Source organism: Streptomyces sp. CG4 (assembly GCF_041080655.1).
Taxonomy (GTDB): domain Bacteria; phylum Actinomycetota; class Actinomycetes; order Streptomycetales; family Streptomycetaceae; genus Streptomyces.
The window spans coordinates 7,093,761-7,116,905 of record NZ_CP163525.1 but is presented as its reverse complement, the minus strand read 5'-3'; the positions used below and the strand labels follow the sequence as shown (position 1 = coordinate 7,116,905).

The 23,145-nt window shown below is 70.9% G+C and carries 14 protein-coding genes, 1 tRNA gene and 1 pseudogene; 9 read left to right on the top strand and 7 right to left on the bottom strand.

Annotated features, from left to right (window positions below; all coding sequences use genetic code 11):
* The first annotated feature begins 139 nt into the window (after positions 1 to 139).
* A pseudogene (locus AB5L52_RS32485) lies at positions 140 to 1,145 on the top strand (DUF4184 family protein).
* Positions 1,146 to 1,642: 497 nt separating this feature from the next.
* On the opposite strand, the gene polA reads toward AB5L52_RS32485, so the two are convergent.
* Positions 1,643 to 4,369 carry a DNA polymerase I gene (gene polA / locus AB5L52_RS32480; protein WP_369367392.1) on the bottom strand — a complete coding sequence of 909 codons (2,727 nt, stop codon included), beginning with the start codon at positions 4,367 to 4,369 and terminating at the stop codon, positions 1,643 to 1,645.
* 178 nt (positions 4,370 to 4,547) lie between these two features.
* On the opposite strand from polA, the gene AB5L52_RS32475 reads away from it, so the two are divergent.
* The 7 genes from AB5L52_RS32475 to AB5L52_RS32445 all read left to right on the top strand — a co-directional run bounded on the left by AB5L52_RS32475 (position 4,548) and on the right by AB5L52_RS32445 (position 14,000).
* Positions 4,548 to 6,851: an FdhF/YdeP family oxidoreductase gene (locus AB5L52_RS32475; protein ID WP_351017771.1), complete on the top strand. Its 2,304-nt coding sequence runs from the start codon at positions 4,548 to 4,550 to the stop codon at positions 6,849 to 6,851.
* A gap of 48 nt (positions 6,852 to 6,899) precedes the next feature.
* Positions 6,900 to 7,382: a hotdog fold thioesterase gene (locus AB5L52_RS32470; protein WP_351017774.1), complete on the top strand. Its 483-nt coding sequence runs from the start codon at positions 6,900 to 6,902 to the stop codon at positions 7,380 to 7,382.
* Positions 7,383 to 8,133: 751 nt separating this feature from the next.
* On the top strand, positions 8,134 to 9,360 hold the full coding sequence (locus tag AB5L52_RS32465) for a branched-chain amino acid ABC transporter substrate-binding protein (protein WP_351017776.1): 1,227 nt from the start codon (positions 8,134 to 8,136) through the stop codon (positions 9,358 to 9,360).
* 124 nt (positions 9,361 to 9,484) lie between these two features.
* Positions 9,485 to 10,417 (top strand): branched-chain amino acid ABC transporter permease, encoded by a 933-nt coding sequence (locus AB5L52_RS32460; protein ID WP_351017779.1) that lies wholly within the window; start codon positions 9,485 to 9,487, stop codon positions 10,415 to 10,417.
* Between the two features lie 5 nt (positions 10,418 to 10,422).
* On the top strand, positions 10,423 to 12,249 hold the full coding sequence (locus AB5L52_RS32455; RefSeq protein ID WP_369367391.1) for a branched-chain amino acid ABC transporter permease: 1,827 nt from the start codon (positions 10,423 to 10,425) through the stop codon (positions 12,247 to 12,249).
* 6 nt (positions 12,250 to 12,255) lie between these two features.
* A complete protein-coding gene (locus AB5L52_RS32450; RefSeq protein WP_369367390.1) occupies positions 12,256 to 13,287 on the top strand; it encodes an ABC transporter ATP-binding protein in 1,032 nt (343 codons plus the stop codon).
* Positions 13,284 to 14,000 (top strand): ABC transporter ATP-binding protein, encoded by a 717-nt coding sequence (locus tag AB5L52_RS32445; protein ID WP_351567968.1) that lies wholly within the window; start codon positions 13,284 to 13,286, stop codon positions 13,998 to 14,000. Before AB5L52_RS32450 ends, AB5L52_RS32445 begins: the two co-directional genes overlap by 4 nt.
* 73 nt (positions 14,001 to 14,073) lie before the next feature.
* On the opposite strand, the gene AB5L52_RS32440 is transcribed toward AB5L52_RS32445, so the two are convergent.
* Positions 14,074 to 14,730, bottom strand: a complete 657-nt coding sequence (locus AB5L52_RS32440) for a response regulator (protein ID WP_351567965.1) — start codon at positions 14,728 to 14,730, stop codon at positions 14,074 to 14,076.
* Between the two features lie 100 nt (positions 14,731 to 14,830).
* Here AB5L52_RS32440 and AB5L52_RS32435 point away from each other — a divergent pair.
* A tRNA-Leu gene (locus AB5L52_RS32435) sits at positions 14,831 to 14,905 on the top strand.
* A 107-nt stretch (positions 14,906 to 15,012) separates the two neighbouring features.
* Here the strand turns inward: AB5L52_RS32435 and pyk are convergent.
* From pyk to pepN, 5 genes are all read right to left on the bottom strand, one after another.
* A complete protein-coding gene (gene pyk, locus AB5L52_RS32430; RefSeq protein ID WP_369367388.1) occupies positions 15,013 to 16,452 on the bottom strand; it encodes a pyruvate kinase in 1,440 nt (479 codons plus the stop codon).
* Between the two features lie 170 nt (positions 16,453 to 16,622).
* Positions 16,623 to 18,035: a SidA/IucD/PvdA family monooxygenase gene (locus AB5L52_RS32425; RefSeq protein WP_351567959.1), complete on the bottom strand. Its 1,413-nt coding sequence runs from the start codon at positions 18,033 to 18,035 to the stop codon at positions 16,623 to 16,625.
* Complete coding sequence (locus AB5L52_RS32420) at positions 18,032 to 19,426, bottom strand: aspartate aminotransferase family protein (RefSeq protein ID WP_369367387.1); 1,395 nt, start codon at positions 19,424 to 19,426, stop codon at positions 18,032 to 18,034. The genes AB5L52_RS32425 and AB5L52_RS32420 overlap by 4 nt, the downstream gene beginning before the upstream one ends.
* A gap of 251 nt (positions 19,427 to 19,677) precedes the next feature.
* On the bottom strand, positions 19,678 to 20,505 hold the full coding sequence (locus AB5L52_RS32415) for an SDR family oxidoreductase (protein ID WP_369367386.1): 828 nt from the start codon (positions 20,503 to 20,505) through the stop codon (positions 19,678 to 19,680).
* A 111-nt stretch (positions 20,506 to 20,616) separates the two neighbouring features.
* Positions 20,617 to 23,133 (bottom strand): aminopeptidase N, encoded by a 2,517-nt coding sequence (pepN, locus tag AB5L52_RS32410; RefSeq protein WP_369367385.1) that lies wholly within the window; start codon positions 23,131 to 23,133, stop codon positions 20,617 to 20,619.
* Positions 23,134 to 23,145: the final 12 nt, after the last annotated feature.

The window sequence follows — 23,145 nt, the reverse complement described above, 5'->3', positions numbered from 1 at the left end:
TCGGGACCCGTTCCGGCCCGTTTTCACCGGTTGGCCGACTCTCGTTGTCGCATACGCTCCCGGGCGGGGATCGCGCATACGGGACGGAACTCGATCACCGGCTCGATGCGGTGGCCGACGGCCGTCCCAGGGAGTCCTGTTGCGGTTCACGCTCGGCCATGCGGCGGCCGTCCTGCCCGCGGTCCGCCGGGACGGTTCCGGCCGCGGCCCGCTGATACCGGCGGTGCTCGTGGCGGGCCCCTTCGCGCCCGACATGACCTTCTATGCGGCGAGTGTCCTTCCGGGCGGGATGGAATATGGAATTCGGTGCGGTCACGCATTCGTTCGCCGGGGTCTTCACGGTCGACGTGCTCATCTCCTGGGCGCTGGTGGGCCCGTGGCTGCTCGTCCGCGCACCGTTGCTCGCGCTGCTGCCCCGGGACCTGCGGAGGGGGCGCCCGTCCGTGCTGCTGCGCCGCAGTGTCCCCCGCGCGCGGGTATCGGGTCGGCTCGGTGGTGTGGTGGTACGTCTCCGCGGTGCTGGGTGCGCTGACCCATGTGGGGTGGGACGCGTTCACGCATGACGGGCGGCGGGGGACGCGGCTGATTCCGGCCATCGAGCACGAGCGGGACCATCTGGCGGGCCGCCGCTGTTCTCGTGGCTGCGGTACGGCTCGTCCGTGGTGGGCGCGGTCGTGATCGCGGTGTTCGCCGCGCGTGCGGTGCGGCGGGCGTCGGGCGGGTGCCTGTGGGGGTGGGGGTGGGGCGGGGTGCCGGTGGGGGTGGGGGTGCCCGTGCTGTCCGTGCGGGACCGCCGGATCGCCGGGGCGTTGATCGGCGGTTGTGCGGCGGCCGGGGCGGTGCAGCGGGCGGCGCGCCGGTGGACCACGCTGGCTGCGCCGAGGCGGCTGTGGGATCTGGTGCCCGCCCTGTGCTTCGGAGCGAGTGCCGGGCTGGTCCTGGGGCTGGTGCTGTACGCCGCGGAGGTCAGGGCATGGCGTCCGGACCGGGTTCCGGATGGTCCGGAGAGTCCGGATGGTCCGGAGAGCCACGGTGGTCACGTTGATCAGGGTGATCAGGGCTATCGGGATGATCCTGGTGATCGAGGCGATCGCGGCGGGGTGGTCGGTGGCGGAGCGGGCTCGGAGCGGCCGGTCGCTCGGTGAGGGGCACGACGAAGACCGTGAGGGTCTGCCGGGGCCGCGACCTCGGGATCGCGGTGAGCGCGAGGGCGAGGTAGCCGCGAGCCAGGTCGGTCCACTGGCGCCCGTCCGGGGCGTGGCCCGCGTGGGCGGTCCCGCCGGTGCATCCGTGCCGGAGGTCCGTGGCGGCTCTGCGGACGGTCGCGGCCAGGCCGGCGGGGATGCGGGCGGTGCTTGCGTCGGCCGCGAGGGCCGGGACCGGCGAGGCGGGCATGGCCTGCGCCGAGGCGGTGTCCGCCCAGGCCCGGGTGACTGCCTCGGGCGTCCGGCGGTGAAGCATGCGTATACCCATGCTCGCAGTTTTGCGGCTGTGGGGGGTGAGGGGCGTTTTGGCGGGGGCCACGTGAGTGACGGTCCTTGCGGGGGTTCGGCCGAGGTTCTCCCGTGGGCGCCGGTGCGGTGGCGGAGGGGGCGGTGCAGCCCAGGCAGGCTGCACCGCCCCTCCGCTCAAGCGCCGCAGGCTAGTGCGCCGCCGATTCCCAGTCCGGTCCCGCGCCCACCGAGACATCCAGGGGTGCCTTGAGGTGTACGGCGCCGGCCATTTCGTGGCGGACGATCTCCTCGGCGGCCTGGCGCTCGCCGGGGGCGATCTCCAGGACGATTTCGTCGTGGACCTGGAGGAGCATGCGGGACCTCAGGTCCGCTGCCCGCAGCGCGCTGTCCACCTTGAGCATGGCGATCTTGACGATGTCGGCCGCCGTGCCCTGGATGGGCGCGTTGAGGGCCATGCGCTCGGCCGCCTCGCGGCGCTGGCGGTTGTCGCTGTTGAGGTCGGGGAGGTAGCGGCGGCGGCCGAAGAGCGTCGCCGTGTAGCCCGTCGCCCGCGCCTCGTCGACCGCCCGGCGCAGATAGTCCCGGACGCCGCCGAAGCGCTCGAAGTACGCGTCCATGAGGGCGCGCGCCTCGGCCGCCTCGATGTTCAGCTGCTGGGAGAGGCCGAACGCGGACAGGCCGTAAGCCAGGCCGTACGACATCGCCTTGATCTTGCGCCGCATCTCCGCGTCCACGGCGGTGGGCTCGACGCCGAACACCTGGGACGCGGCCGTGGTGTGCAGGTCCTCGCCGGAGGTGAACGCCCGGATCAGGCCCTCGTCCTCGGAGAGGTGGGCCATCACGCGCAGCTCGATCTGGCTGTAGTCGGCGGTCATCAGGGACTCGAAGCCCTCGCCGACCACGAAGCCGCGGCGGATCGCCCGGCCCTCGTCCGTGCGGACCGGGATGTTCTGCAGGTTCGGGTCCGTGGAGGACAGCCGGCCGGTCGCGGCCACCGTCTGGTTGAAGGTGGTGTGGATCCGGTTGTCGGCCGCGATGGTCTTGATCAGGCCCTCGACCGTGACGCGCAGCTTCGCCTGCTCGCGGTGGCGGAGCATGATCACCGGCAGTTCGTTGTCGGTCTGGGTGGCGAGCCAGGCCAGGGCGTCGGCGTCGGTGGTGTAGCCGGTCTTGGTCTTCTTCGTCTTCGGGAGGGCCAGCTCGCCGAAGAGGACCTCCTGGAGCTGCTTGGGCGAGCCCAGGTTGAACTCGTGACCGGCGGCCGCGTGGGCCTCCTTCACGGCCTGCTGCACCGCCGCCGCGAACGTCTGCTCCATCGCCTCCAGATGCGCGCGGTCCGCCGCGATGCCGTGCCGCTCCATGCGGGCGAGCAGGGCGGACGTGGGCAGCTCCATGTCGCGCAGCAGGTCCGCCGCGCCTACCTCCTCGAGGCGGGTCCCGAAAGCCTCGCCGAGGTCGAGGACCGCGCGGGCCTGGATCATCAGGGACTCGGACTCGGCGCCTTCGTCGGTGCCGAAGGCCAGCTGGCCGTCGGCCGCGGCGGCGGGGGCCAGCTCGCGGTGCAGGTACTCCAGGGACAGCGCGTCCAGGTCGAAGGAGCGGAGGCCCGGCTTGACCAGGTAGGCGGCGAGCGCGGTGTCCATGCTCACGCCCTCGACGGACCAGCCGTGCTCGGCGAAGACCCGCATGGCGCCCTTGGCGTTGTGGAGCACCTTGGGGCGGGCGGCGTCGGCCAGCCAGGCCGCGAACGCGTTCTCGTCGGCCTCGTCCAGCTCGGCCGGGTCGAACCAGACGGCCGCTCCCCCGGCCGCGGCCAGGGCGACCTCGGCGACCGAGCCGGTGCCCAGTGCCCAGGCGTCGACGGTGGCGACGCCCAGGGTCTCGGCGCCGTGCTCGGCGAGCCAGGGGGCCAGCTCGCCGGTGCGCAGGATGGTGCCGTCGATCTCCACCCCGTCCGTCACCATGGGGGTGGTCTCGGCCTCCTCGGCGCCGGGGTCGACGGCGAAGAGGCGCTCGCGCAGGGACGGGTTGCGGATCTCCAGGGTGTCCAGGACCATCGTGACGCCCTTGCGGTCGTACGGGGCCCGCTCCAGGTCGGGGACCGACTTCGGCAGGTCGACCTGGCGCTCCAGCTCGGTGAGGACGCGGTTGAGCTTGACCGACTCCAGGTGGTCGCGGAGGTTCTGCCCGGCCTTGCCCTTGACCTCCTCGACGCGCTCGACCAGCTCCGCGAAGGAGCCGAACTGGTTGATCCACTTCGCGGCGGTCTTCTCGCCGACGCCGGGGATGCCGGGGAGGTTGTCGGACGGGTCGCCGCGCAGGGCCGCGAAGTCGGGGTACTGGACGGGCGTCAAGCCGTACTTCTCGAAAACCTTCTCCGGGGTGAACCGGGTCAGCTCCGAGACGCCCTTCGTCGGGTAGAGCACGGTGATGTTGTCGGTGACCAGCTGGAAGGAGTCGCGGTCGCCGGTGACGATCAGCACCTCGAAGCCGACGGCCTCGGCCTGGGTGGCGAGGGTGGCGATGACGTCGTCCGCCTCGAAGCCCTCGACGGCGAAGCGCGGAGCGTGCATCGCGTCGAGCAGCTCGCCGATCAGCTCGACCTGGCCCTTGAACTCGTCCGGGGTCTTGGAGCGGTTCGCCTTGTACTCGGTGAAGCGCTCGGAGCGCCAGGTCTTGCGCGAGACGTCGAAGGCCACGGCGAAGTGCGTGGGCGCCTCGTCACGCAGGGTGTTGGCCAGCATCGACGCGAAACCGTAGATCGCGTTCGTCGGCTGGCCGGTCGCGGTCGTGAAGTTCTCCGCGGGCAGCGCGAAGAACGCGCGGTAGGCCAGCGAGTGCCCGTCCATGAGCATCAGCCGGGGACGGGTGCCGCCGGGGGTCTTGTCGGTCTTCTTCGATGCTGTCTCTGCCACGTCCCCGATCCTGCCACGCCGCACTGACAGTCCGGGTCGCGCGTATCCGGCGGATGTGGGTGCCGACGGGGAGGCGGACGGAAGAGCCGAGCGAGAACACGGGCGACGGCGGCGTTGTCACTGGCTCGTGGGAGGATCGGCATCGTACTTGTCACGCGCAGTCGAAGGGGAGCGTGCGATGGCGACGAAGCCGCCCAAGGGTGATCCGGTCCAGGACGCGCCGCAGGTCGCGGAGCCGAAGCACGCGGCCGCGGGGCTGCCCGCCATCGGGCACACCCTGCGCATCGCCCAGCAGCAGATGGGCGTGCGGCGCACGGCGCTGACGTTGCTGCGGGTGAACCAGAAGGACGGCTTCGACTGCCCGGGCTGCGCCTGGCCGGAGCCGGACCACCGGCACAAGGCGGAGTTCTGCGAGAACGGCGCGAAGGCGGTGGCCGAGGAGGCCACCCTGCGCCGGGTCACCCCGGAGTTCTTCGCCACGCACTCCGTCGCCGACCTGACCGGCCGCAGCGGCTACTGGCTGGGCCAGCAGGGGCGGCTCACGCACCCCATGTACCTCCCCGAGGGCGGCACGCACTACGAGCCGGTCAGCTGGGAGCGGGCCTTCGACATCGTCGCCGAGGAGATGGCCGCCCTGTCCTCCCCGGACGAGGCCGTCTTCTACACCTCGGGCCGTACGAGCAACGAGGCCGCGTTCCTGTACCAGCTCTTCGCGCGCGAGCTGGGCACGAACAACCTGCCGGACTGCTCCAACATGTGCCACGAGTCGTCCGGGTCGGCGCTCAGCCAGACCATCGGCATCGGCAAGGGCAGCGTCCTGCTGGAGGACCTCTACAAGGCGGACCTGATCATCGTCGCCGGGCAGAACCCGGGGACGAACCATCCGCGCATGCTCTCCGCGCTGGAGAAGGCCAAGGCGAACGGCGCGAAGATCATCAGCGTCAATCCGCTGCCCGAGGCCGGTCTGGAGCGTTTCAAGAACCCGCAGACGCCGCAGGGCATGGTGAAGGGCGCCGCCCTGACCGATCTGTTCCTGCAGATCCGCATCGGCGGCGACCAGGCGCTCTTCCGGCTCCTGAACAAGCTGATCCTGGAGACGGAGGGTGCGGTCGACGAGGAGTTCGTGCGCGAACACACCCACGGTTTCGAGGAGTTCGCCGAGGTCGCCCGGGCCGCCGACTGGGACGAGACGCTCCGGGCGACGGGCCTCACGCGCGCGGAGATCGAGCGGGCGCTCGGCATGGCCCTCGCCTCGAAGCGGACCATCGTCTGCTGGGCCATGGGCCTGACCCAGCACAAGCACGCCGTGCCGACCATCCGCGAGGTGGTCAACTTCCTGCTGCTGCGCGGCAACATCGGCCGGCCGGGCGCGGGCGTGTGCCCGGTGCGCGGGCACAGCAACGTCCAGGGCGACCGCACGATGGGCATCTTCGAGCGGCCCGCGCCGGCCTTCCTGGACGCGCTGGAGAAGGAGTTCGGGTTCGCGCCGCCGCGCGAGCACGGCTTCGACGTCGTGCGGGCCATCCGCGCGCTGCGCGACGGCGAGGCGAAGGTGTTCTTCGCCATGGGCGGCAACTTCGTCGCCGCCTCCCCCGACACCGAGGTGACCGAGGCCGCGATGCGGCGCGCGCGGCTGACCGTGCATGTGTCCACCAAGCTCAACCGCTCGCACGTGGTCACGGGCGCGCGGGCGCTGATCCTGCCCACGCTGGGCCGCACCGAGCGGGATCTGCAGGCCGGGGGCGAGCAGTTCGTGACCGTCGAGGACTCGATGGGCATGGTGCACGCCTCGCGCGGACGGCTCGCGCCGGCGAGCCCGCAGTTGAGGTCCGAGCCCGCGATCATCTGCGGCCTGGCGCGGCGTGTGCTCGGTGCGGACAGCGTCGTGCCGTGGGAGGAGTTCGAGAAGGACTACGCGACGATCCGTGACCGCATCGCGCGCGTGGTCCCCGGTTTCGACGACTTCAACGCGCGCGTGGCCCGGCCGGGCGGCTTCACGCTGCCGCACGCCCCACGCGACGAGCGCCGCTTCCCGACCGCCACGGGCAAGGCGAACTTCACGGCGGCGCCGGTGGAGTATCCCGAACTGCCCGAGGGCCGGCTGCTGTTGCAGACCCTGCGCTCGCACGACCAGTACAACACCACGATCTACGGCCTGGACGACCGCTACCGCGGCATCACGGGCGGCCGCCGGGTGGTGCTGGTGCACCCCGAGGACGCGCGGGCGCTCGGGGTCGCCGAGGGGTCGTATGTCGACCTGGTGAGCGAGTGGAAGGACGGCGTGGAGCGGCGGGCGCCCGGTTTCCGGGTCGTGCACTACCCGACGACCCGGGGCTGCGCGGCGGCGTACTACCCCGAGACGAACGTCCTGGTCCCGCTGGACGCGACCGCCGACACCAGCAACACCCCGGCCAGCAAGTCCGTCGTCGTACGCCTCGAAAGCCGCGCCGAGGGCCGTCTGGAACAATCGGCGACCGACTGAGCGTTTGCTCAGCCAGCAGACTGGTGGACGAAGAACGGAGCCGGGCCCATGGGTGAGCAGCAGCGAGTGAAGTTCCCGCAGGAGATCATCGACGAGTACGCGGCGCTCGGTGTCGACCTGCCCGCCCTGTTCTCGGCCGGACACCTCGGCACCCGGATGGGTGTGCAGATCCTGGAGGCCTCGCCGGAGAGGGTCGTCGGGACCATGCCGGTGGAGGGCAACACCCAGCCGTACGGCCTGCTGCACGGCGGTGCCTCCGCGGTGCTGGCGGAGACGCTGGGCTCGGTCGGCTCCATGCTGCACGGCGGCAGCTCGAAGATCGCGGTCGGGGTGGACCTGAACTGCACGCACCACCGCGGGGTCCGCTCGGGCCTGGTGACCGGCGTGGCCACGCCGGTGCACCGGGGCCGTTCGACGGCGACGTACGAGATCGTGATCAGTGACGAGGAGGGCCGCCGGGTGTGCAGTGCCCGGCTGACCTGCCTGCTGCGGGACGCCCGCCCGGGCGACGCGGCGCAGGCGCAGGGCTAGCCCACCGCGGACCGAGCCGCTTGCGCCGGGCCGCGGCCCCCTCCGGCCCCGGCCCCCTCTCCAGCCGGCCACGGCGCGAATGCCGTTGAAACAGCGTCAAGACACCACGATGGCCAAGGTGTTGGCCGGTCTGCGGCATGCGGCCGGACGCTACTGAGCGTGGAGCGGGGGCCGTCGGCCACCGCACCCCGGGTGATCCGGCCACACCCGGGAATTCCGCTGGTGACGGCCGCGCGCCCGCTTCCCGACAAAGTCGGGTTAGGGCCGCAAGATCACGAAAACCCCGCAAGAGGGCAGTGCAGAGCTACGCAAGTGGACGCCGAAATTCCTTCCCCAAATGTAACTCTGCGTAATACGAATGGAATACGGATTCACCACCGCACGCTCGGTTCGCGCCATCCGCAGGACGCCCCTCAGGTCCGGAAAGCCCCTTGCGGCAACGGTGCCACGTCATCACCAAAACCCTTGAGACGCCTGAATTGATCAAGGTGAGTCCTGCGGGTTCTCATATTCCGGACGGGGCGAATCGGCCGTAATTCCGCCCTTCCCCCCATGGCGTACCGCTCTGCATTACGTCGTGTCATAACAAGAGAGTCACAGCCTTGGTCAGACTCTCCTCCACGTTCCCCACACACGCTTAGAGTCACCGCCAGTCACCGCGCCGGATTGCCTCTTCGGCTTGAAAGTTCGGGCAGGCGCGCGGCTCGACCGCTTCCATCGGGATGCAGTCGTACTGGGGAAAGGACTGATCGTGCGTCAACGTTCGCTCATCGCCATCACCGCCGCGCTGGCCGCGGGAGCACTCACCCTCACCGCCTGCGGTTCGCGCGACAGCGGCGGCAAGGGCTCGGACTCCAAGGGCGGCACCACCGTCGTCATCGGCGTCGACGCCCCGCTCACGGGCGACCTGTCCGCGATCGGCCTCGGCATCAAGAACTCGGTCGACCTCGCCGTCAAGCAGGCCAACAAGCAGAAGCTCGTCGACGGTGTGACCTTCAAGATGGAGGCCCTGGACGACCAGGCGCAGCCCTCCTCCGGCCAGCAGAACGCCTCCAAGCTCGTCAGCGAGTCCGACGTCCTCGGTGTGGTCGGCCCGCTGAACTCCTCGGTCGCCGAGTCCATGCAGAAGGTCTTCGACGACGCCAAGCTGGTCGAGGTCTCCCCCGCCAACACCAACCCGGCCCTGACCCAGGGCACGAACTGGCAGACCAAGAAGGCCCGCACGTACAAGTCGTACTTCCGCACCGCGACCACGGACGCCATCCAGGGCCCGTTCGCCGCGCAGTACGTGTACAACACGGCCAAGAAGAAGAAGGTCTTCGTCATCGACGACAAGAAGACCTACGGCGCCGGCCTCGCCGCCACCTTCACCGACGAGTTCAAGAAGCTCGGCGGCACCGTGGCGGGCACCGAGCACATCAACCCCGACACCAAGGACTACTCGGCCGTCGCCACCAAGGTGAAGAACTCCGGCGCCGACGTCGTCTACTACGGCGGCGAGTACCCGCAGGCCGGCCCGCTCAGCAAGCAGATCAAGGCCGCGGGCGCCAAGATCCCGGTCGTCGGCGGCGACGCCATCTACGACCCGACGTACATCAAGCTGGGCGGCGCCGCGAGCAACGGCGACCTCGCCACCTCGGTCGGTGCCCCGCTCGACCAGCTGTCCTCCGCCAAGGACTTCCTCGCCAACTACAAGGCGGGCGGCTACAACGAGGCGTACGGCGCCTACGGCGGCTACGCCTACGACTCCGCGTGGGCGATCATCCAGGCGGTCAAGCAGGTCGTGTCCAGCGGGAAGGTCCCCTCGGACGCCCGCTCCAAGATCACGGCGGCCATGCAGAACGTCTCCTTCGACGGCGTGACCGGCAAGGTCTCCTTCGACGAGTTCGGTGACACCACGAACAAGCAGCTCACGGTGTACTCCGTGACCGGTGGCGCCTGGAAGACCGTGACGTCCGGTACCTACAACGGCGGCTGACCCACTCCGCACCCGTATCACCCATGAGCCGCGCGGGGCGCTGTTCCACTGGCGCCCCGCGCGCTCACGCATCCGGACATCCGGCACAACCCGTCGAACATCCGAAAGTCTCGGAGGACTTGCGGTGAACGAACTGCCGCAGCAGCTGGTCAACGGCCTGCTACTGGGATCCATGTACGGGCTGGTCGCCATTGGCTACACGATGGTCTACGGCATCGTCCAGCTCATCAACTTCGCCCACGGCGAGATCTTCATGACCGGCGCGTTCGGCGCGCTCACGGTCTATGCGTACGTCCTGCCCGACGGCACCTCCATGTGGGTCGCCCTGCCCCTGATGCTCATCGGCGGCATCATCGTCGCGGTCCTCGTCGCCGTCGGAGCGGAACGGTTCGCCTACCGTCCTCTGCGCGGCGCGCCGCGGCTGGCCCCGCTCATCACGGCGATCGGCCTCTCCCTCGCCCTGCAGCAGGCGGTGTGGGCCTGGTACCCCGACGCCAAGTCGGCCCGTACCTTCCCGCAGATCAACGGCGGCCCCTTCCACATCGGCAACGTCACCATCCAGACCGGTGACATCTTCCTGGTGGTCGCGGCCCCCCTCAGCATGGCGTTCCTCGCCTACTTCGTCATGAAGACCCGTACCGGGCGCGGCATGCAGGCCACCGCACAGGATCCGGACACCGCGAAGCTCATGGGCGTCAACACCGACCGCATCATCGTGATCGCGTTCGCCCTGGGCGCCGCGTTCGCCGCGGTCGGCGGCGTCGCCGACGGTCTGAAGTACGGTCAGATCGACTTCCGCATGGGCTTCATCCTCGGCCTGAAGGCCTTCACCGCGGCCGTCCTCGGCGGCATCGGCAACATCTACGGCGCCATGATCGGCGGCCTCGCCCTCGGCGTCGCCGAGACCCTGGCCACCGCCTACATCGCCGACCTCCCGGGCATGGAGAAGTTCGGCAGCCAGTCCTGGGCCGACGTCTGGGCCTTCGTACTCCTCATCCTCGTTCTGCTGTTCAGGCCACAGGGCCTGCTCGGCGAGCGCGTCGCGGACAGGGCGTGACACCGATGACCACACAGACCACGGCATCCGAAACCCCGAGCGCCCCCGCCGCCGGAACCACGGCCGGTCTCATCGGCCTCCCGCCCGCACTCGGCCGGGCCCTGGCCACCGCGGGCGCCGTCCTCACCATCGTCTCCACGTTCCTGTCCTGGACCTGGACGCAGGACTTCCCCGGCGACCTCACCGTCTACGGCTACCCGGGTGGCCTGCAGGTCCTGGTGCTGATCGGCGCCGCCCTGACCGCACTCCTCGCCCTCGCGTCGTACGGCGTCAAGGGCCTGAAGTGGCTGGCCCCGGCCGGTGCGGACCCCGCGCTGAAGCTCGCGGCGCTGGCCACGTTCGCCACCGCCTGGTTCACGGTCATCGCGATCAGCGTCGAACTCGGCGGCGTCGTCAACCTGGAGCCCGGCGGCTACGTCGTCGCCGTCACCAGCCTGGCCACGCTCGTCGGCGCCCTCGCGCTGCCGTTCCAGCGGCCCGAGCCCGACCCCCTCGACCCCGAGGACAGCGGCTGGGAGCAGTTCCGGCACCGGGCCGGGCACGGCTGGGAGACCGTCAAGGCCGCCTTCGCCGCCGACCGTCCGCGCCCGGTGGGCAAGCTCCCCGCCTACGCCGAGATCCTCATCATCGCCGCGGTCCTCGCCCTCGCGCTGACCGTCTTCACCTACGGCATCGGCACCGAGTACGACGAACTCTTCGTCGGCTTCCTGATCACCGCTGGATTCGGCTTCGCGGCGCTCAACAAGTCAGGGCTCATCGTCCACGCCTCGCAGATCACCAGCAGGCACCAGAACATCACGGTCTGCGGCGCGTTCGTCGCGGCGGCCCTGTTCCCGTTCACCCAGACCGACGACCAGTACGCGACGCTCGGCGTCTACATCCTCATCTTCGCCACCGTCGCCCTCGGCCTGAACGTCGTCGTCGGCCTCGCCGGTCTGCTGGACCTCGGCTACGTCGCCTTCCTCGGCGTCGGCGCCTACGCGGCGGCCCTGGTCTCCGGCTCGCCCAGCTCGCCGCTCAGCGTGCACTTCCCGTTCTGGGCGGCCGCACTGGTCGGCGCCGCCGCCTCGCTGATCTTCGGTGTCCTCATCGGCGCCCCGACGCTGCGGCTGCGCGGCGACTACCTCGCCATCGTCACGCTCGGCTTCGGTGAGATCTTCCGGATCACGGCCAACAACCTGGACGGCACCTCCGGCCCGGACATCACCAACGGCTCCAACGGCATCTCCTCGATCCCGAACCTGAAGATCTTCGGCGTCGACCTCGGCGCCCAGCACGACGTCGCCGGCTTCACCATCGGCCGGTTCGCCAACTACTTCTTCCTGATGCTGGTCATCACCGCGGTCGTCGTCCTCGTCTTCCGGCGCAGCGGTGACTCCCGCATCGGGCGGGCCTGGGTGGCCATCCGCGAGGACGAGACCGCCGCGCTCGCGATGGGCATCAACGGCTTCCGGGTCAAGCTGATCGCGTTCGCCGTCGGCGCCTGCCTCGCCGGGCTCGCCGGCACCGTGCAGGCCCATGTGACCTACACGGTCACGCCCGAGCAGTACTACTTCGCCGGTCCCGTGCCGCCGAACTCGGCGTTCCTGCTGGCCGCGGTCGTCCTCGGCGGCATGGGCACCATCGGCGGCCCGCTCATCGGCGCCTCGCTGCTCTTCCTCATCCCGAACAAGCTCCAGTTCCTCGGCAACTACCAGCTGTTCGCCTTCGGTGTCGCGCTCATCCTGCTGATGCGCTTCAGGCCGGAGGGCCTCGTCCCCAACCGGCGCCGCCAGCTCGAGTTCCACGACGAGGCCGAAGCGCCCGCAGTGCTCGGCAAGACAGGGGCCTGATCCGAGATGACCACGCAGACCATCACCCGAGGCGAGACCGTCCTCGACGCCCGCGGCGTCACCATGCGCTTCGGCGGCCTCACCGCCGTACGCAATGTCGACCTCACCGTGGGCAGCGGCGAGATCGTCGGCCTCATCGGCCCCAACGGCGCCGGCAAGACCACCTTCTTCAACTGCCTGACCGGCCTGTACGTCCCCACCGAGGGCGAGGTCCGGTTCAAGGGCCAGGTGCTGCCGCCGAAGTCCTTCAAGGTCACGGCGGCCGGTATCGCCCGCACCTTCCAGAACATCCGGCTCTTCGCCAACATGTCGGTCCTGGAGAACGTCCTCGTCGGCCGGCACACCCGGACGAAGGAGGGCTTCTGGTCCGCCATCCTGCGCGGCCCCGGCTTCCACCGGGCCGAGAAGGCCTCCCGCGAACGCGCCATGGAACTCCTGGAGTTCGTGGGTCTCGCGCACAAGGCCGAGCACCTCTCCCGCAACCTGCCCTACGGCGAACAGCGCAAGCTGGAGATCGCGCGCGCCCTGGCCAGCGAACCGGGCCTGCTGCTCCTGGACGAGCCGACCGCCGGGATGAACCCCCAGGAGACCCGCGCCACCGAGGAACTGGTCTTCGCCATCCGTGAGAAGGGAATCGCCGTCCTCGTCATCGAGCACGACATGCGGTTCATCTTCAACCTGTGCGACCGCGTGGCCGTGCTCGTCCAGGGCGAGAAGCTGGTCGAGGGCGACAGCGCCACCGTCCAGAGCGACGATCGGGTCATCGCCGCCTACCTCGGTGAGCCCTTCGAGGACGCCCCCGGCGCCGAGGAGGTCGCCGAGGTCGAGGCCGCCGAGGCCCAGGCTGAGGCCGCCCAGGCCGAGACCGAGACGGCCGAGGCCGAGACCGCCGAGGCCGAGACCGCCGCGGACGACGCTGCCGAAGCCGACACCGCCACGGGCGACGCAGCCGAGGTCGAGGCCCCCGAGGCCCAGGCCGCCGAGGCCCACGCCGAACCCAGCACGGACGCCGCGCCCGGCAAGGAGAGCGACCGATGACCGCACTGCTCGAAGTCGAGGACCTCCGGGTCGCCTACGGCAAGATCGAGGCCGTCAAGGGCATCTCCTTCAAGGTCGAGGCGGGCGAGGTCGTCACCCTCATCGGCACCAACGGCGCCGGCAAGACCACGACCCTGCGCACCCTGTCCGGCCTGCTCAAGCCCGTCGGCGGCCTGATCAGGTTCAACGGCAGGTCGCTGAAGAAGATCCCCGCCCACGAGATCGTCCAGCTCGGACTCGCCCACTCCCCCGAGGGCCGGCACATCTTCCCGCGCATGACGATCGAGGACAATCTGCGCCTCGGTGCGTTCCTGCGCGACGACAAGCCGGGCATCGAGAAGGACATCCAGCGGGCCTACGACCTCTTCCCGATCCTGGGCGAGCGGCGCAAGCAGGCCGCGGGCACCCTGTCCGGCGGTGAGCAGCAGATGCTGGCGATGGGCAGGGCGCTGATGTCCCAGCCGAAGCTGCTGATGCTGGACGAACCCTCGATGGGTCTGTCGCCGATCATGATGCAGAAGATCATGGCGACGATCGCCGAACTGAAATCGCAGGGTACGACGATTCTGCTGGTCGAGCAGAACGCCCAGGCGGCGCTCTCGCTCGCGGACCACGGTCATGTCATGGAGGTGGGCACGATCGTTCTGTCCGGCACGGGGCAGGACCTGCTGCATGACGAGTCCGTGCGGAAGGCGTACCTCGGCGAGGACTAGACGCTCCGCTGGTTCCCCGCGCCCGTGGTCGGCGCGGGGAACGTGGCCGCGCGGGGAACGTCGGCCGGAAGAGTCAGGCCTTCTTCGTGGCCTTCTTCTCCTCGCTGTCCGCGATGACCGCCTCGGCGACCTGCTGCATCGACATACGGCGGTCCATCGAGGTCTTCTGGATCCAGCGGAAGGCGGCCGGCTCGGTCAGGCCGTACTCGGTCTGCAGGATGGACTTGGCGCGGTCGACCAGCTTGCGGGTCTCCAGACGCTGGGTGAGGTCGGCGACCTCCTTCTCCAGCTGCTTCAGCTCGGTGAAGCGGGAGACCGCCATCTCGATGGCCGGGACGACGTCGCTCTTGCTGAACGGCTTGACCAGGTACGCCATCGCTCCGGCGTCCCGGGCGCGCTCGACGAGGTCGCGCTGCGAGAAGGCGGTGAGCATCAGGACCGGCGCGATGGACTCCTCGGCGATCTTCTCGGCCGCGGAGATGCCGTCCAGCTTGGGCATCTTCACGTCCAGGATGACCAGGTCCGGCTGGTGCTCGCGGGCCAGCTCGACGGCCTGCTCACCGTCCCCGGCCTCGCCGACGACGGAGTACCCCTCCTCCTCCAGCATCTCTTTGAGGTCGAGTCGGATCAGGGCCTCGTCCTCGGCGATGACGACGCGGGTCGTCAGCGGAGGCACGTGCGACTTGTCGTCGTCGGGCGCGTCTACGGGCTGGGGCGACTCGGCGGTCACAGGGGCTCCTCGTTCCGGGCAGGGGTACTGCTGACAAGAGCCTACCTAGCTACGGTATGGTGGACGCGCGGAGGGTCGGGGGAAACCTTGGATTCTGCGAGCCCCGGTAGCCCAATTGGCAGCAGGCAACGGATTCAAAACCCGTACAGTGTCGGTTCGAGTCCGACCCGGGGCACTTTTCCTTGGATTCCAAGGTCGGCGATCTGCGGGGCCCCTCGGGTGAGGGGCCCTTTCTCACGCCTTCGGCCCGCTCAGGCCGTCATGCCTTGGGGCTGTCGTCCTTCAGGCCCGGGGGCTGTCGTCCTCGCCGATGTGGTGGACCCGGACCATGTTGGTCGAGCCGGAGACCCCGGGCGGGGAGCCCGCCGTGATCACCACGATGTCGCCCTTCTCGCAGCGGCCGTACTTCAGGAGCAGCTCGTCCACCTGGTCGACCATGGCGTCGGTGGAGTCGACGTGCGGGCCGAGGAAGGCCTCGGCGCCCCAGGTGAGGCTGAGCTGGGAGCGGGTGGCCGGCTCCGGGGTGAAGGCGAGCAGCGGGATCGGCGAGCGGTAGCGGGAGAGCCGACGGGCGGTGTCTCCCGACTGGGTGAAGGCCACCAGGAACTTCGCGCCCAGGAAGTCGCCCATCTCGGCGGCGGCCCGGGCGACCGCGCCGCCCTGGGTGCGCGGCTTGTTCCGCTCGGTCAGCGGCGGCAGCCCCTTGGCCAGCATGTCCTCCTCGGCGGCCGCGACGATCTTCGCCATGGTGCGCACGGTCTCGACCGGGTACTTGCCGACACTGGTCTCGCCGGAGAGCATCACCGCGTCCGTGCCGTCCAGGACGGCGTTGGCCACGTCGGAGGCCTCGGCACGGGTCGGCCGGGAGTTGTCGATCATCGAGTCGAGCATCTGGGTGGCGACGATGACCGGCTTGGCGTTGCGCTTGGCGAGCTTGATCGCGCGCTTCTGCACGATCGGCACCTGTTCCAGCGGCATCTCCACGCCCAGGTCGCCGCGCGCGACCATGAGCCCGTCGAAGGCGGCCACGATGCCGTCGAAGTTCTCCACGGCCTGCGGCTTCTCGACCTTGGCGATCACCGGCAGGCGGCGGCCCTCCTCGGCCATGATCCGGTGCACGTCGCCGGCGTCGTCGCCGCTGCGGACGAAGGACAGGGCGATGACGTCGAAGCCGGTGCGCAGCGCCCAGCGCAGGTCGTCCTCGTCCTTGTCGGAGAGGGCGGGGACGGAGACGGCGACGCCGGGGAGGTTCAGGCCCTTGTGGTCGGAGACCATGCCGCCCTCGACCACGCGGGTGCGGACGCGGGGGCCGTCGACGGCGGTGACCTCCAGGCAGACCTTGCCGTCGTCCACGAGGACGCGCTCGCCGGGAGAGACGTCGGTGGCGAGGCCGGCGTACGTGGTGCCGCACTGCCGGCGGTCGCCCTCGACGCCCTCCTCCACGGTGATCGTGAAGGTGTCGCCGCGTTCAAGGAGTACCGGCCCTTCACCGAAACGGCCGAGCCGGATCTTCGGGCCTTGAAGGTCGGCGAGAAGGCCGACGCTGCGGCCGGATTCGTCGGCCGCTTTGCGAACCCGCCGGTAGCGCTCCTCGTGTTCGGCGTGTGTGCCGTGGCTGAGGTTGAAACGGGCGACGTCCATTCCGGCGTCGACCAGTGCCTTGATCTGGTCGTACGAGTCGGTGGCGGGCCCCAGAGTACAGACGATCTTTGCTCGGCGCATATGTCGAGCCTAGGCCTTACCCGCGGGTAGAGAATCGGCCGCACATGACCACTCAACAACCTTTGCATGAAGCCTCATTGACAAGTGTTGAATTGTGCGGCCACTCGCTCCAATGAGCGAATTCCCTCTCCGCGGGTCCCGGACGGCCCTCTTCCCTCTCTTCCCGCTCGTCATCTCCCTTCGACCAGCGGCGTGAGACGCGGAGCCTGGCGGGCCCGTGGGATGCGGGGCCGGGCGTCCTGCAGCCCGAAGGTGGTGAAGGCTGTTCGGGTGGCCGGCGGGTAGGGGTCCTTTCCGGTGAGGGAATTGAGGATCATGGCGCTGCGCCAGGCGGCGAGGCCCAGGTCGGGCGCGCCCACGCCGTGGGTGTGCAGTTCGGCGTTCTGGACGTACGCCGAGCCGGTCACGGACGGGTCGAGGACCAGCCGGAACTCCTCGTCGATGCGCGGGCGCTCGCTGCTGTCGCGGCGCATATAGGGGTCGAGCCCGGCGAGGATGCGGTCGAGTGAGCGCTCGCGGTAGCCGGTGGCGAGGACGACGGCGCCGGTGGTGAGCCGGGTGCGGGTGCCCTGCTGGACATGTTCCAGATGGAGTTCGACCTTGGTGGTGGCGATCCGGCCGGCGGTGCGCACCAGCACACCCGGGGTGAGGACGGCGTCGGGCCAGCCGCCGTGCAGGGTGCGCCGGTACAGCTCGTCGTGGATGGCAGCGAGCGTACCGGCGTCGATGCCCTTGTGCAGCTGCCACTGCCCGGCGATCAGCCGGTCCCGGACGGGCTCGGCGAGGGAGTGGAAGTAGCGGGTGTAGTCGGGGGTGAAGTGCTCCAGGCCCAGCTTGGAGTACTCCATCGGCGCGAACGCCTCGCTGCGGCCGATCCAGTGCAGCTTCTCGCGGCCGGCAGGCCGGTGCCGCAGCAGGTCGAGGAAGACCTCGGCGCCGGACTGCCCGGAGCCGACGACGGTGACGTGATCGGCGGCCAGGAGGGTGGAGCGGTGGTCCAGATAGTCGGCGGCGTGGATGACGGGCACGCCCGGGGCGTCCACCAGCGGCTTGAGCGGGTCGGGCACATGGGGGGCGGTGCCGATGCCGATGACGACGTTGCGGGTGTAGGTGCGGCCCAGGGCCTCGGCCTCGCCCTCGGCGCCGAGCTGGGTGAAGTCGACCTCGAACACGTCCCGTTCGGGGTTCCAGCGGACCGCGTCGACCTGGTGGCCGAAGCTCAGCGCGGGCAGGCTCTGTGCGACCCAGCGGCAGTAGGCGTCGTACTCGGTGCGCTGGATGTGGAAGCGCTCGGCGAAGTAGAAGGGGAAGAGCCGATCGCGGGCCTTGAGGTAGTTCAGGAAGCTCCAGGGGCTGGTCGGGTCGGCGAGGGTCACCAGGTCGGCCAGGAACGGCACTTGGACGGTGGCGCCCTCGATGAGCAGACCGGGGTGCCAGTGGAAACCGGGGCGCTGGTCGTAGAAGACGGCGTCGAGTTCGGCGAGCGGGTGGGCGAGGGCGGCCAGCGAGAGGTTGCAGGGGCCGATGCCGATGCCGACCAGGTCGCGCGGGGATGCGGCGTCGCGGTGTGGGGGGTTGGTCATCCGAGGGTGCCTTCTTCCACGAGTTTCAGGAGCTGAGCCAAGTCGTCAGGCCGGGTGTGGGGGTTGAGGAAAGTGGCTTTGAGCCACAGGCGGCCGTCGAGCCGGGCGCGCCCGAGGACGGCCCGGCCCTCCTGCAGCAGCCCGCGGCGCAGGGCGGCCACGGCGGCGTCGTCCGCGCCCGCGGGCCGGAACAGGACCGTGCTGATCACGGGCCGGTCGTACAGCTCGAAGCCGGGGTGTTCCCGCACCAGCTCGGCGAACTCGCGGGCGCGGGCGCAGACTTGGTCGACCAGGGCGCCCAGGCCGGTACGGCCGAGGGTCCGCAGGGTGACCGCGATCTTGAGGACGTCCGGGCGACGGGTGGTGCGCAGGGAGCGGTCGAGCAGGTCGGGGAGTCCGGCCTCGGTGTCGTCTTCGGCGTTCAGGTAGTCGGCGCGCTGGTGGAGTACGGCGAGTTCGCCGGGGCGGGCGAGGGCGAGCAGGCCGGCGGCGACCGGCTGCCAGCCGAGCTTGTGCAGGTCGAGGGTGACGGTGTGGGCGGCTTCGAGTCCGGCGAGTCGATCCCGGTGCCGGTCGCTGAAGAGGAGGCCGCCGCCGTAGGCCGCGTCGATGTGCAGCCGGGCTCCGTGGGCGGTGCACAGGCCGGCGATCTCGGGCAGCGGGTCGATGAGGCCGGCGTCGGTGGTGCCGGCGGTGGCGGCGACCAGCAGCGGGCCGGAGAGCGCGGTGAGGGCCGCGTCTAGGGCGGCGAGGTCGAGGGTGCCGCCCGCGGCCGGGACGACCACCGGTTCGGGCAGGCCGAGCAGCCAGGCGGCGCGGGGCAGCGAGTGGTGGGCGTTGGTCCCGTGCACGAGCCGCACGCTGCCGCCGTGCGCCTGGCGGGCGAGCAGCAGGGCGAGTTGGTTGGACTCGGTGCCGCCGGTGGTGACGAGGGCGTCGGCGAGACCGGCGGCATGGGCGAGCGCGCGGGTGACCGCGGCCTCCAGGGCGGTGGCGGCCGGGGCCTGGTCCCAGGAGTCCAGGGACGGGTTGAGGGCGCTGACGGCGAGGTCGGCGGCGGTGGCCACGGCGAGCGGCGGGCAGTGCAGATGGGCCGCGCACAGCGGCTCGGCGGGGTCGGCGGCGCCCTCCGCCAGGGCGTGCACGAGGGCGCGCAGGGCATCGGGGTCGCCCTTTTCCGGCAGGACGTCCCCGAGGACCTCGGCGACCCGCGCGGCGACGGTCTCGGGTCCCCCGGCGGGCAGCGGCCCGCCGCGCGCCCGGCCGCCCGCCGCGAGCGCGTCCAGGACCGTGCGCAGGAGGGGGCGCAGGGCGGCCGGGCCGTGCGGGCCCGAGGCGAGGGGCGGCGTGCGCAGCGGTCCGGCACCGCTCATCGACTGTCCTCCGCTCATGGGCTCTCCTCCGCTCACGGCCTGGCATCGGGGAGTTTCCGGCACCGGTGGGCTCCCGGCTTGTGACTGGACTTCCAGCTTGTACGGAAAGAGTCCCGTGCGTCCAAAAAGCCCAGCGATGGCACCCGAAAGGGGGTACTGCCGTGCGAGGAAAGCGCGTTGGGGCGGTACTTATGCGGGGCTGAAATCGGTCGGCGGGTTGACGCGCGAGTTGCCGCCCCCGGGGGCGATGTGCCGCGGCTCGCCGAGGGCTAGTGCGATGCGAAGTCCGCGGTGTGGTCGCGGGCCCACTGGGCGAAGGTGCGGGCCGGGGTGCCGGTGAGTTTCTCCACCGTGCCGGTGATCTCCGGTGGCTCGCCGACGCTCTCCTCGTAGATCCGCAGCAGCCGTTCGAGCGCCTCGGCCGGGAGGTACGGGAACAGCTCCGGGCCCGCCTCGCGGGGGTCCGCCTCCACGAACGTCAGCTCTCTGCCGACGGCCGCGCCGATCGCCGCGACCTGCTCGGCGTTGGTGGTCGCCGCGGGCCCGGTCAGCCGGTGGACGGCGCCCTCGTGGCCGCCGTCGAGCAGGGCCCGCTCGGCGACGGCCGCGATGTCGTCCTCGTGGATCGGCGCGGAGAGCGTGTCGGCGAAGACCCCGCGGACGGTGTTCCCGGCGCGGATCTGCGGCGCCCACTGCAGCGCGTTGGTCGCGAAGGCGTTGGGGCGCAGGAAGGTCCAGTCGAGCCCGCTGTCGCGGATCTGCCGCTCGACGGTGGCGTGCATGACGTGCAGGGGGTGGGTCTCGTCGGCGCCCTCCTGGATCATGCCGCTGGAGAGGAACACGACCTGCCGCACCCCATGGGCGCGGGCTGCCGCCAGCAGGTCGGCCGCCCAGGGGTGCGCGTAGAGGAAGAGGGCCGTCGCGCCGTCGAACAGGGCGGCCGGGTCCTTCGGCGGGAGCCGCACCACCTCGGCGCCGTCGGGGAGCCCGGCCCGCTGCGGGTCGCGGGTGAGCGCCCGCACGGGACGGCCGGCGGCGAGGAGACGGTGGACAAGGGCACGGCCGACGTTGCCGGTCGCACCGGTCACTACGATCACGGAAGGTGCCTCCGAAGGCTCGACTGATCGTTCCTGACCGTGTCGAGCCTAGGAAGGTGTACGGGCCGCGGCATCGTCTGCTGGGACCAGCCGCGGCCTAGGCCGCCGGACCTACTCCGCCGGCGCCTCCTGTTCCGCCGGTTCCCCCTGCTGGCCGCGCACCCGCAGGGCCCGGGCCAGGTCGTCGAGGCGGTCGGCGAGCGTCCGGCGCAGGGCCGGGGTGGGGTCGGCGGAGCGCAGACAGGCCTCGCCGAGCCGCAGGTTCTCGGTGTCGACGGCATGGGCCGGGAAGGCCCAGCGGCCGGCGGCGACCGCTATGGCGGGACCGCGGCGGGCCGAGACCGCCACCGCGTCCGCGTAGAAGCGCGGCACGTACTCCCTCACCAGATCGGCCTGTTCGGGCTGCCAGAAGCCCTGCGCGGTGGCGGTGAAGAGGTAGTTGGACAGCTCGTCGCCGGCGAACATCGCTTCCCAGGCCGCCCGCTTGGCCTCCGGGTCGGGCAGGGCGGCACGGCAGCGGGCGGCGCCCTCCTGGCCGGTGGCGCTCGGGTCGCGGGCCAGCTCGGCGGCGATGGCGGACGCGTCGGTGGCGCCGAGCGCGGCGAGCCGGCCGAGGATGCGCCAGCGCAGCTCGGGGTCGAGTTCCGGCCCGCCGGGCACCGTGCCGTCGGCGAGCCAGGCGGCGATGGCGTCGGGGTGGGCGGCCACGCCGATCAGATGGCGTACGGCGATCAGGCGCAGGCCCGGGTGGTCGCCGTCCTCGGTGCGCCGCAGCAGATCGCGGCAGAGGGCGGTGAGGGTGGCCAGGGCGGCGGGGCGGTCCTCGGCCGGCAGGTACTGGTCGGCGAGCTGGCCGGAGGCGAAGGCCAGCACGCCCTGCACGACGGCCAGGTCGGTCTCGCGCGGGAGATGGGCGCGGGCCGTCTCCAGGTAGGCGGCGGGCGCCAGTTCACCGTCGCGCACGGCATCGCGGAGGGCGTTCCAGACGACCGCGCGGGTGAGCGGGTCGGGCAGGCCGGACAGGCCGGACCGGACGGTCGCGAAGGACTCGGCGTCGAAGCGGACCTTGGCGTACGTGAGGTCGCCGTCGTTGAGCAGGAGCAGCGCGGGACGCTTGCCGAGGGGGCGCGGGGCGGTCTGCGGGACGTCCAGGTCGAGGCGTGTGCGCAGCACCAGCCGGCCCTCGTCGGCGACGTCACGGTCGTACAGACCGACGGTGAGGCGGTGCGGACGGCTGCCCGCGCGGTCGACGGTCAGGGTGCAGGTGCCGTCGGCGGAGGCGACGAGCGGCGTGAGCGTGTCCACTCCGGTGGTGCGCAGCCAGCTGTCGGCCCAGCCGGGCACGTCGCGGTCGGTGGCGGAGGCGAGGGAGTCGATGAAGTCGGCGAGCGTGGCGTTGCCGAACTTGTGCCGGGCGAAGTGGGTGTTGATGCCCGCGAGGAAGTCCTTCTCACCGAGCCAGGCGGCCAGTTGGCGCAGTGCGGAGGCGCCCTTGGAGTAGGAGATGCCGTCGAAGTTGAGCAGCGCGGAGGCCGTGTCGTCGACCTTCTCGGGGGCGACCGGGTGGGTGGTGGGGCGCTGGTCGGCGTCGTAGCCCCAGGCCTTGCGGGCGACGCCGAACTCGGTCCAGGGGCCGGTGAAGCGGGCGGCCTCGGCGGTCGTCTGGTAGCCCATGTACTCGGCGAAGGACTCGTTCAGCCAGATGTCGTCCCACCACTTGAGGGTGACCAGGTCGCCGAACCACATGTGGGCCATCTCGTGCGCGATGACCATGGCACGGGTCTGCCGCTCGGTGTCGGTGACGGCGGAGCGGTAGACGAACTCGTCGCGGAAGGTGACCAGGCCCGGGTTCTCCATGGCGCCCGCGTTGAACTCGGGGACGAACGCCTGGTCGTAGGAGTCGAAGGGGTACGGCTCCTCGAACTTCTCGTGGTAGCGGTCGAAGCACGCGCGCGTGACCTCGAAGATCTCCTCGGCGTCCGTGTCGAGGTGGGGCGCGAGGGAGCGCCGGCAGTGGATGCCGATGGGCAGTCCGTGGTGCTCGGTGCGCACCGAGTGCCAGGGGCCGGCGGCGACGGCGACCAGGTAGGTGGAGATCGGCGGGGTGGGCGCGGCCTGCCAGGCGCCGTCGGCCCGCTGCCCGGTGATGCCGTTGGCGAGCACCGTCCAGCCTTCGGGGGCCTTGACGGAGACCTCGAAGACGGCCTTCAGGTCGGGCTGGTCGAAGGCGGCGAAGACACGCTGGACGTCGTCCATGAACATCTGCGTGTAGACGTACGTCTCGCCGTCGCTCGGGTCGGTGAAGCGGTGCATGCCCTCGCCGGTGCGGGAGTAGCGCATGGCCGCGTCGAGGCGCAGCTCGTGCTCGCCCGCGGTGAGGTTCTTCAGCGGGAGGCGGCCGTCGTCCAGCGCCTCCGGGTCCAGGGGCTGTCCGTCGAGTGTGACCGTGCGCAGCTGGGCGGGCTTCAGCTCCACGAACGTGTCCCCGGCGGACCGCGCGGTGAACCGGATCACGGTGCGACAGTCGAAGGTCTCGTCCCCGGTGGTGAGGTCCAGGTCGACCGTGTAGCGGTGGACGTCGAGGAGCTGTGCTCGGAGCTGCGCTTCGTCGCGCGTGAGTACGGACATGCAGGCCATGCT

What these genes read in the sequence shown, in the direction of transcription:
- pyk (WP_369367388.1), bottom strand. Translation starts at nt 16,452, where the DNA reads ATGCGCCGAGCAAAGATCGTCTGTACTCTGGGGCCCGCCACCGACTCG.
- AB5L52_RS32475 (WP_351017771.1), top strand. Translation starts at nt 4,548, where the DNA reads ATGGCGACGAAGCCGCCCAAGGGTGATCCGGTCCAGGACGCGCCGCAG.
- AB5L52_RS32450 (WP_369367390.1), top strand. Translation starts at nt 12,256, where the DNA reads ATGACCACGCAGACCATCACCCGAGGCGAGACCGTCCTCGACGCCCGC.
- AB5L52_RS32455 (WP_369367391.1), top strand. Translation starts at nt 10,423, where the DNA reads ATGACCACACAGACCACGGCATCCGAAACCCCGAGCGCCCCCGCCGCC.
- AB5L52_RS32425 (WP_351567959.1), bottom strand. Translation starts at nt 18,035, where the DNA reads ATGACCAACCCCCCACACCGCGACGCCGCATCCCCGCGCGACCTGGTC.
- AB5L52_RS32445 (WP_351567968.1), top strand. Translation starts at nt 13,284, where the DNA reads ATGACCGCACTGCTCGAAGTCGAGGACCTCCGGGTCGCCTACGGCAAG.
- AB5L52_RS32470 (WP_351017774.1), top strand. Translation starts at nt 6,900, where the DNA reads ATGGGTGAGCAGCAGCGAGTGAAGTTCCCGCAGGAGATCATCGACGAG.
- pepN (WP_369367385.1), bottom strand. Translation starts at nt 23,133, where the DNA reads ATGTCCGTACTCACGCGCGACGAAGCGCAGCTCCGAGCACAGCTCCTC.
- AB5L52_RS32420 (WP_369367387.1), bottom strand. Translation starts at nt 19,426, where the DNA reads ATGAGCGGAGGACAGTCGATGAGCGGTGCCGGACCGCTGCGCACGCCG.